7 protein-coding genes are annotated in these 9,180 nt (G+C 76.5%); 6 read left to right on the top strand and 1 reads right to left on the bottom strand.

The window, feature by feature from the left end; translation table 11 throughout:
• Positions 1–15 precede the first annotated feature (15 nt).
• Entirely contained in the window at positions 16–1,374 is a 1,359-nt protein-coding gene (locus AC4H2G_RS04275; protein ID WP_494364509.1) for a glutamyl-tRNA reductase, read from the bottom strand.
• 50 nt (positions 1,375–1,424) lie between these two features.
• Here AC4H2G_RS04275 and hemE point away from each other — a divergent pair, with 50 nt between their 5' ends.
• The 6 genes from hemE to hemL all read left to right on the top strand — a co-directional run bounded on the left by hemE (position 1,425) and on the right by hemL (position 9,119).
• Entirely contained in the window at positions 1,425–2,564 is a 1,140-nt protein-coding gene (gene hemE / locus AC4H2G_RS04280; protein WP_494364510.1) for a uroporphyrinogen decarboxylase, read from the top strand.
• The gene (locus AC4H2G_RS04285) at positions 2,561–4,069 is read left to right on the top strand and encodes a protoporphyrinogen/coproporphyrinogen oxidase (protein ID WP_494364511.1); all 1,509 of its coding nucleotides are present in this window, start codon (positions 2,561–2,563) and stop codon (positions 4,067–4,069) included. The genes hemE and AC4H2G_RS04285 overlap by 4 nt, the downstream gene beginning before the upstream one ends.
• A 169-nt stretch (positions 4,070–4,238) precedes the next feature.
• On the top strand, positions 4,239–5,375 hold the full coding sequence (gene hemC / locus AC4H2G_RS04290; RefSeq protein WP_494364512.1) for a hydroxymethylbilane synthase: 1,137 nt from the start codon (positions 4,239–4,241) through the stop codon (positions 5,373–5,375).
• Complete coding sequence (locus AC4H2G_RS04295; RefSeq protein WP_494364513.1) at positions 5,372–6,664, top strand: uroporphyrinogen-III synthase; 1,293 nt, start codon at positions 5,372–5,374, stop codon at positions 6,662–6,664. The genes hemC and AC4H2G_RS04295 overlap by 4 nt, the downstream gene beginning before the upstream one ends.
• A complete protein-coding gene (gene hemB, locus AC4H2G_RS04300; RefSeq protein WP_494364514.1) occupies positions 6,661–7,716 on the top strand; it encodes a porphobilinogen synthase in 1,056 nt (351 codons plus the stop codon). The genes AC4H2G_RS04295 and hemB overlap by 4 nt, the downstream gene beginning before the upstream one ends.
• Positions 7,716–9,119, top strand: coding sequence for a glutamate-1-semialdehyde 2,1-aminomutase (gene hemL, locus AC4H2G_RS04305; RefSeq protein ID WP_494364515.1), 1,404 nt, complete (start codon positions 7,716–7,718; stop codon positions 9,117–9,119). The genes hemB and hemL overlap by 1 nt, the downstream gene beginning before the upstream one ends.
• The last annotated feature ends 61 nt before the right edge of the window (positions 9,120–9,180 follow it).

Here is a 9,180-nt window from a genome sequence, read left to right on the forward strand (position 1 = left end):
TCCGCACGGCGGCTGTCAGCCGACCTCGGCGTCGGCCTCCGCGATGAGGGCCTCGGCGTCGGCGACGACCTCGCGGACGGCCGCGCGCGACGCCTCGACGGCCTCCGCGCGCACGGCGACGATCTTGCGGTGCAGGTCGGCGTGCACGCGGCGGCGCACGCCGCGCGCGATCTCCTCGGTCTCGTCCTCGCCCGGCTCGTCGCCCTCGGCCCGGCGCAGCGCGACGACGTCGGCGACCTCGGCGCGGATGCGGCGCTCGGCGTCCTGCAGGAGCGCGACGACCGCGGTGTCCGCGGCCCGGCCGAGCCGCGTCTCCTCGAAGGTGTGCGCGGCGTCGTCGACGATCGACCGCGCGTGCTCGACGAGGTCGGACGCGACGGCGGGTGAACGTGCGGCGAGGGTCGCGAGGTCGTAGAGCAGCACGCCCTCGACGTCGGCGACGTGCGGGTCGACGTCGCGGTGCAGGGCGAGGTCGAGCACGACCGTGGGCCGCGCGCCGGGCTCGTCGCCCGCCGCGACCGCGGCCCGCTCGCGCGCCCGGACGACGGACGCGGCGTCGAGCACGTGCTCGATGGCCTGCTCGCGCCGGGAGCCGTCGGCCAGGGCGCGGCCGCGCGCGCCGCTGCACGACACCACGAGGTCGGCGTCCTCGAGGGCGGTGACGAGGTCGTGCACCGGCTCGACGCCGCGCGCCGCGGCGAACTCCTCGGCACGACCGGACTGCGAGTAGACGCGGACGTCGTCGCACCCCAGCGCGCGCAGCGCGGCGAGGCTCGCCCCGGCGTAGGAACCGGTTCCGATGAGGACGGCGCGCACCTGGTGCCAGGGCGGCAGGTCGGAACCGGCGAGGTCCAGGCCGAGCGCCACGACCGAGCGGCCCGCGCCGCCGAGCGCGGTCTCGGTGCTCACGCGCTTCGACGTGCGCGACGCCGTCTGGAACAGCAGCTCGAGCGTCGAGGACGTCAGGCCGTCGGCGTGCGCGGCCTCGAGCGCGCGCTTGACCTGCCCGGCGATCTCGCGCTCCCCGACGACCATCGAGTCGAGGCCCGCGGCGACCGCGAAGAGGTGCTCGACCACCTCGTTGCCCGCGCGGGCGCGGAACGAGGTCGCCGCCTCGACGGTGCCGACCCCGGACGCGTCGGCCACGAGCCGCGCGACGTGCTCGGTCGCGTGCCGCACGCCGGGGCCGTCGAGCGGGGCGTCGACGTCCAGGTACAGCTCGAACCGGTTGCAGGTCGCGAGCACGACCGCACCGGTGATGACGTCGCAGGCCGAGACCGCGGAGCCGCCGATCGACTGGGCCCCGGTGGAGAGACGTTCCAGGGCGTCGAGGTCGAGCTCGTGGTGGCTGGCCGTGAGAGAGAGAAGAGCCACAGTGCCTCCGATTTAATCATTCCCCCAGGAGAGAGGCAGAATCGGTAGCTGTGATTCCTGTCGCGCTTTCCCCCGCCCACCCGCTCCACGACGGCCGCACGACGCAATCCCTGCTCGTGCGGGCACTGCGCGCGGGCACCACCGGGGAAAGGCCGGAAATCACACCCGTGTGGTTCATGCGCCAGGCCGGGCGCTCGCTCCCCGAGTACCGCGCCGCGCGCGAGGGCGTGAGCATGCTCGACTCGTGCCTGCGGCCCGACCTCGCGTCGGAGATCACGCTCCAGCCGGTCCGCCGTCACGGCGTCGACGCCGGGATCTTCTTCTCCGACATCGTCGTGCCGCTGCGCCTCGCGGGCGTCGAGGTGGACATCGTGCCGGGGGTCGGACCGGTCATGGGCCAGGCGTACCGCACGCCCGACGACGTCGCGCGCCTCGTCGAGGCCGAGCTCACCGCGGAGGCGCTCGCGCCGATCACGGAGGCCGTCGGGCTCACGGTGGACGCGCTCGGCAGCACGCCCCTCATCGGCTTCGCCGGCGCGCCGTTCACCCTCGCGGCCTACCTCGTCGAGGGTCGCCCGTCGCGCGACCACCTCGCGGCGCGCGCCCTCCTGCGCTCCGACCCCGAGACGTGGCAGCGACTGGTCGACTGGGCGGCCGATCTCGCCGGCACGTTCCTGCGCGCGCAGGTCGCCGCGGGAGCCAGCGCCGCGCAGCTCTTCGACTCGTGGGCCGGCTCGCTGTCCCTCGCGGACTACGCGCAGGGCGCCGCCGGGGCCTCGACCCGGGCGCTCACGCACGTCGCCGACCTCGACGTGCCCGTCGTCCACTTCGGCACCGGGACCGGGCACCTGCTCCCCGCGATGCGCGACGCCGTCGTCGCGGCCGGGGTGCGCGACGTCGTCGTGGGCGTCGACTACCGCACGCCGCTCGACGAGGCCGTGCAACTGCTCGGTGGCACCGTCCCCGTCCAGGGCAACATCGATCCCGCGCTGCTCGCCGCGCCGTGGGACGTGCTCGAAGCGCACGTGCGCGACGTCCTGCGGCGCGGCGGCTCGGCCCCCGGCCACGTCGCCAACCTCGGCCACGGCGTCCCGCCGGACACCGACCCGACGGTGCTGACGCGCGTCGTGGAGCTCGTCCACTCGGTGAGCGCCGAGCCAGCCGACGCCTCAGGGGTCGAGGCCCGGTGAGCGCCGCGCCGACGACGCCCGCCGGCCCCTCCCCTGCCGGTGCGTCCCGGCCGGAGGAGACGGACGCGATCGTCGTCGGCGCGGGGGTCGCGGGGCTCACGGCGGCACGGACGCTGCGGGAGCGCGGGCTGCGCGTCGTCGTGCTGGAGGCCGCCGCGACCGCGGGCGGACCGGTGCGGGGCGCTTCTCTGCCGGGCCTCGAGGGGCTGCGCGTCGACGTCGGTGCGGAGTCGTTCGCGGCGCGCGGCACGGCCGTCGGTGAGCTGGCCCGTGCGCTCGGGCTGAGCGTCGTCGAGCCGTCCGGCGCGTCCGCGTGGGGCTACGCCGCGGGTCGCACGTTCCCGCTCCCGCGCGCCGGGGTCCTCGGCATCCCGGCGCACCCGTGGGCCGCGGACGTGCGGCGGGCCGTGGGGGTCGCGGGCTCGCTGCGCGCGAGCCTCGACCGCGTGCTGCCGCGGCGGTTCACCGACACCGCGACGCTCGAGTCGTTCGCCCGCTCCCGCATGGGGACGCGCGTCACGGAACGGCTCGTCGCACCCGTCGCGGGCGGTGTCCACTCCGCGCCGCTCGACCGGCTCGACGTCGACGCCGTCGCGCCGGGCCTGCTCGCCGCGTTCGAGCGCGAGGGGTCGCTCGCGCGCGCCGTCGCGTCGCTGCGAGCGCTCGCGCCGGCCGGCTCGGCGGTGCGTGGGATCGACGGCGGGATGCACCGGCTCGTGGAGGCCCTCGCCGTGGACGTCGACGTGCGCGTGCGCCACGAGGTCGTCGACCTCGCCCGACGCGACACCCCTCGCCGAGAAGGGACCTCGCGCCCCGGAGACGGCTCAGATCGGGGCGGAAGCTCAGGTCTCGGCGACTGGGTCGTGCGCGCGGCGACCCCCGACGGGGCCGTCGAGCTCGCCGCGCCGCGGCTCGTGGTGACCACGCCTGCCGTCGTCGACGCGCTCGGCCCGCTGGTCGGCGGCCCGGCGGACCTCCTGCCCGACCCCGAGCCCGGCGCCGACGTCCGTCTCGTCACGCTCCTCCTGCGCGCACCCGAGCTCGACGACGCCCCGCGCGGCACCGGGATGCTCGTCGCCCCGCCCCACCGCGACGCGGGCCGCGCGACCCGACGGCCCGACGTCGAGGCCAAGGCGCTGACGCACTCGACCGCGAAGTGGCCGTGGCTGCGCGCGCGGGTGCGGGACGCCGTCGGGCCCGGTCACCACGTGGTGCGGCTCAGCTACGGACGGATGGGCACGACGACGGAGCCCGACCTGGACCAGGTCGTCGCCGACGCGTCGCACCTGTTCGGCGTCGACCTGCACGGGCGCGTGCTGGGCCACGTCGTGACACGGTGGAACGGTGCGCTTCCGCCGCCGACGCCCGCCTACCGACGCGAGGTCGCGGCGTTCACCGCACGTGTCGCCGACGTCCCGGGGCTGGGGGTCACCGGAGGGTGGATCGCCGGGACAGGTCTCGCGGCGGTCGTGGCGCACGCCCAGGAATGCGCCGGGAACGTGTGAGGAAATCCTCACCGAAAAATGCACCACGAATGGCCAAGATGACACATTGTCCCCATCGACGTGACCGGGCGTCAGGACCGGGTCACACTCTCGCCGGGGCAGGCCGGGAAATCCTCGGTCGACCCACCGCGCATTTCGAGATCGTCGCCGCACGGAGGACACTGGGACCGTGAGCAGCACCCCCACGCGCCCCGCGACGGGCCACGACAAGATCCGTGTCGGCACCCGCGGGAGCGCGCTCGCGACCACCCAGACGGGTCACGTCGCGCGGCGCCTCGAAGAGCTGACGGGCCGGACGGTCGAGACCGTCCGGATCCGCACCGACGGCGACGTGCTGACCGGCTCCCTCGCCCAGATGGGCGGCACGGGCGTCTTCGTCACCGCGCTCCGCGAGGCGCTCCTCGACGGCCGGTGCGACGTCGCGGTGCACTCGCTCAAGGACCTCCCCACCGCGCCCGCCCCCGGGCTGACCGTCGTCACGCCCGAGCGCGAGGACCCGCGCGACGCGCTGTGCGCGCGCGACGGCCTGACGATCGCGACCCTCCCGCGCGGCGCGCACGTCGGCACCGGCTCGCCGCGCCGCGCCGCCCAGCTGCGGTCGGTGCGGCCCGACCTCGACGTCGTCGACATCCGCGGCAACGTCGACACCCGGCTGCGCCGCGTCCACGGGGAGGACGCCGACCTCGACGCCGTGGTGCTCGCCTACGCCGGGCTGTCCCGCCTCGGCCGGCTCGACGCCGTGACGGAGGTGATCGACACGACCGTCATGGCGCCGGCCGCCGGGCAGGGCGCGCTCGCCGTCGAGGTCCGCACGTCCGAGCTCGACGACCCGGTCGTCGCCGAGGCGCTCGACGCCCTCGACCACGAGCCGACGCGCCTCGCCGTGCTCGCCGAGCGGTCCCTGCTCGCGCGCCTCGAGGCGGGCTGCGCCGCACCGGTCGGCGCGCACGCCGTCGTGGACGGCCGCGAGGTCGCGCTCACGGCGGTCGTCGCGCGCGTCGACGGCGTCGAGCAGCTCACGCACTCCGCGCGGGCCGTCCTCCCGGCGACCGGCGACGACCTGCGCGCGGCGCGGGACGACGTCGCGCTCCGCCTCGGCGAGCGCGTCGCCGACGCGCTCCTCGCCGACGGCGCGGCCCGCCTCGCGCCGCTCGGTCCGCCCGCGGGCACGGACGACGTCGCGGCGTCGGCCCTCCCCGGCGCCGGCGGCTCCGACCGCGGCACCGCGACGGACGCCATCGACCCGGCGGTCGAGACGGCGCGCGAGCAGCTGCGCGACGGCGGCTACCGCGGGGAGCCCGCGTGAGCCCCGGTCGCCTGCGCGACCCGTCGCGCGGCCCGGCACCCGTCGTCCCGGCTCCTCCGGTCGAGCCGTCCGCCCCGGCGGTCGCTCCTGGTCCGCCGGCAGGTCTCGGTGCCGAACCCCGGGTTGTGCGCCGCTCAGCCCCCGGATCGACGCACAACCCGGGGTTCGGCGATGCGGCTCTCCCTCTCGACGGGCGGACCGTCCTCGTCCCGCGCAGCCCCGAGCGCGCCGCCGACCTCGCGACGACGCTGCGCGCCGGCGGCGCCCGGGTCCTCGTGAGCCCGGCCATCGAGCGCGCCCGCGTCGAGGACACCGGTCCCGTCGACGCCGCCGTCGCGCGCCTCGCCGACGGCCGCTACGGCTGGGTCGTCGTCACGAGCGTCAACGCGATCGACGAGCTCGCGGCCGCCGCCACCCGGCAGGACAGCACCCTCGGCGACGTCGCGCGCACCGCCCGCTGGGCCGCCGTCGGGCCTGCCACGCGCCGTGCCCTCGAGGCCGTCGGCATCACGGTCGACCTGGAACCGGCCGAGAACTCCGCCCGAGGGCTCGTCGCCGCCTTCGCGGGCGAAGAGAGCGCCCGCACCGCAGAACACCACGGGACCACCCCGTCGTCGGTCCTGTGGACGACGCCGAGAGGCGAGACGGCAGCGAAGTCGGCGGGGCGGCCGGAGGAGACCACGCCCCGAGGTGAGACGGCAGCGGCGGGGACGGGGGCGGCGTCGGAGGCGAAGGGCGTGGTGGGCCTGGCGGGAGGAGCCCGAGGAACGAGGGCTCCGGATGGTAGCCCGAGCCCCGATGCCGCCCCCGACCCCGCCGCCCCGAGCCCCTCCGGCCGCCCCGCCGCCGTCCCGACCCAGACCGCGACCGTCCTGCTGCCGCAGGGAGACCTCGCCGCCCCGACGATGGCGGACGGGCTGCGCGACCTCGGCCACGACCCGCACGTCGTCACCGTCTACCGTACGGTCGCGCACGACCTCGCCCCCGAGGTCGTCGCCGCCTGGCACGCGGGCGAGGTCGACGCCGTCGTGCTGACGTCGGGGAGCGTCGCGCGCGAGGTCGCGCGGCAGCTCGGCCCTCGGGACGACGTCGCGGCCGTCGCGATCGGCGAGCCGACGGCCCGGGCGGCGCGCGCCGTCGGGCTGCGGCTGGACGCGGTGGCCGACCGGCCGACCGACGAGGCGCTCGCCGCCGCGCTGACCACCGTCCTGGCACGACCGCGCGCCACCCCCGCGGTCCCCGCTGCCGGCACGACCGCCCGATCGAACGACACAGGAGAATCCGCGTGACCCTCTCCCCCGGACACCACCGGCCGCGCCGGCTGCGCACGACCCCGCGCCTGCGCCGCCTCGTCGGCGAGACGCGTCTGCACCCCGCCGATCTCGTACTGCCGCTCTTCGTCAAGGAAGGGCTCGACGCGCCGCACCCCATCTCGTCCATGCCGGGCGTCGTGCAGCACACCGAGGCGACGCTCGCCGACGCCGTGCGCGACGCCGCCCGCGCGGGGATCGGCGGCGTGATGCTGTTCGGCATCCCGGCGCACCGCGACGCGACCGGCAGCCAGGCGGACGCCGAGGACGGGATCCTGCAGCGCGCGATCCGGCTGGCCCGCGACGTCGTGCGCGAGGTGGAGACCGCCGGCGCCCGGGGTGGCGCGGCTCCCGTCGTCATGGCCGACACCTGCCTCGACGAGTTCACGGACCATGGCCACTGCGGCGTGCTCGTCCCCGGCCGCGACGGGCCCGACGGTGCCGTGGTCGTCGACAACGACGCGACGCTCGAGCGGTACGCGTCGATGGCCGTCGCGCAGGCGCGGGCGGGCGCGGACGTCGTCGCGCCGTCGGGCATGATGGACGGCCAGGTCGGCGTGATCCGCGAGGCGCTCGACGCCGCGGGGTACTCCGACGTCGGGATCCTCGCCTACTCGGCGAAGTACGCGAGCGCGTTCTACGGCCCGTTCCGTGAGGCCGTCGACTCGGCACTGCAGGGCGACCGCCGGACCTACCAGATGGACGCGGGCAACGCGCGGGAGGGTCTGCGCGAGGCGGACCTGGACCTCGCGGAGGGCGCGGACCTGGTCATGGTCAAGCCCGCGGGGTCGTACCTCGACGTGCTTGCGGCCGTCGCCGAGATGTCGCCGGTGCCGGTCGCGGCGTACCAGGTGTCGGGCGAGTACGCGATGATCGAGGCCGCCGCGGCGAACGGCTGGATCGACCGTCGCGGCGCGATCACGGAGTCGGTGCTCGGCATCAAGCGCGCCGGCGCGGACGTGATCCTCACCTACTGGGCCACCGAGATCGCCGGCTGGCTGCGCGACGAGACGTTCGGAGGGACGCGCTGATGACGGAGTCGACGGGGTTCGGGGTGGCCGCGGCCGCTCAGGCGGAGACGGTGGCACCGTCCACCACCGCGACGGACAACCATGCCGCGTTCGTGCGCGCGCAGGCCGTGCTGCCGGGCGGCGTGAGCTCGCCCGTGCGCGCCTACGGCTCGGTCGGCGGCGACCCGCGGTTCCTCGCGTCGGCGCGCGGCGCGTACGTGACCGACGTCGCGGGACGCGAGTACGTCGACCTCGTGTGCTCGTGGGGGCCGGCGCTGCTCGGCCACGCGCACCCGGACGTCGTCGCCGCGGTGCAGGATGCCGCGGCGCGCGGCCTGTCGTTCGGTGCGCCGACGCTCGGCGAGGTCGAGCTCGGTGAGGAGATCCGCCGTCGGGTCCCCGCCGCGGAGCGCGTGCGCCTCGTGTCGACGGGCACCGAGGCGACGATGACCGCGATCCGGCTCGCGCGCGGTGTGACGGGGCGCGACGTGATCGTGAAGTTCGCGGGCTGCTACCACGGGCACGTCGACGCGCTGCTCGCGGAGGCGGGCTCCGGCGTCGCGACGCTCGCGCTGCCCGGGTCGGCGGGCGTGACCGAGGCGAGCGCGGCCGAGACGCTCGTGCTCCCGTACAACGACCTCGCGGCGGTCGAGGCGGCGTTCGCCGAGCGCGGCTCGGAGATCGCGGCCGTCATCACGGAGGCGGCGCCCGCGAACATGGGTGTCGTGCCGCCCGCGGAGGGGTTCAACGAGGGCCTCCGGCGCATCACGGCCGCGCACGGGTCGCTGCTGGTCCTCGACGAGGTGCTCACCGGGTTCCGGGTGGGTCCCAGCGGGTGGTGGGGGCTCGAGAACGCCATGCTGCGGAGCCAGGGCGCGGACGGGTACACCCCCGACCTCTTCACGTTCGGCAAGGTCGTGGGCGGCGGGATGCCCGTCGCCGCGGTCGGCGGACCGGCCACGGTCATGGACCAGCTCGCGCCGCTCGGCCCCGTCTACCAGGCGGGAACGCTGTCGGGGAACCCGGTCGCCGTCGCGGCCGGCCTCGCGACCCTGCGCCTGGCCGACGACGCGGTGTACGCGCACGTGGACGGCGTCGCCTCGGTGCTCTCGAAGGCCGTCGGCGACGCGCTCGACGCCGCGGGCGTGGCGCACCGCGTCCAGCGCGCCGGGTCGCTCTTCTCGGTGTTCTTCGGCGACCTCGCCGCGAGCGCCGGCGTGCGCGACTACGCGCAGGCCCAGGCGCAGGAGTCGTTCCGGTACCGCGCGTTCTTCCACGCGATGCTCGACCAGGGCGTGAACCTGCCGCCGTCGGTGTTCGAGGCGTGGTTCGTCTCGGCCGCGCACGACGACGCTGCGGTCCAGCGGATCGTCGACGCCTTCCCGGCGGCGGCACGCGCGGCCGCAGAGGCCTCACCGGCCTGACGAGCACGGGGATGTCCACCGCCGAACACGGGGTTGGGCACCCGAAGCCGCAAGGGCCAGT

This window comes from Cellulosimicrobium sp. BMG9.23 (assembly GCF_059159985.1).

Excerpts from the sequence above, each read along its gene's own strand:
- hemL (WP_494364515.1), top strand. The coding sequence starts at position 7,716 with ATGACGGAGTCGACGGGGTTCGGGGTGGCCGCGGCCGCTCAGGCGGAG.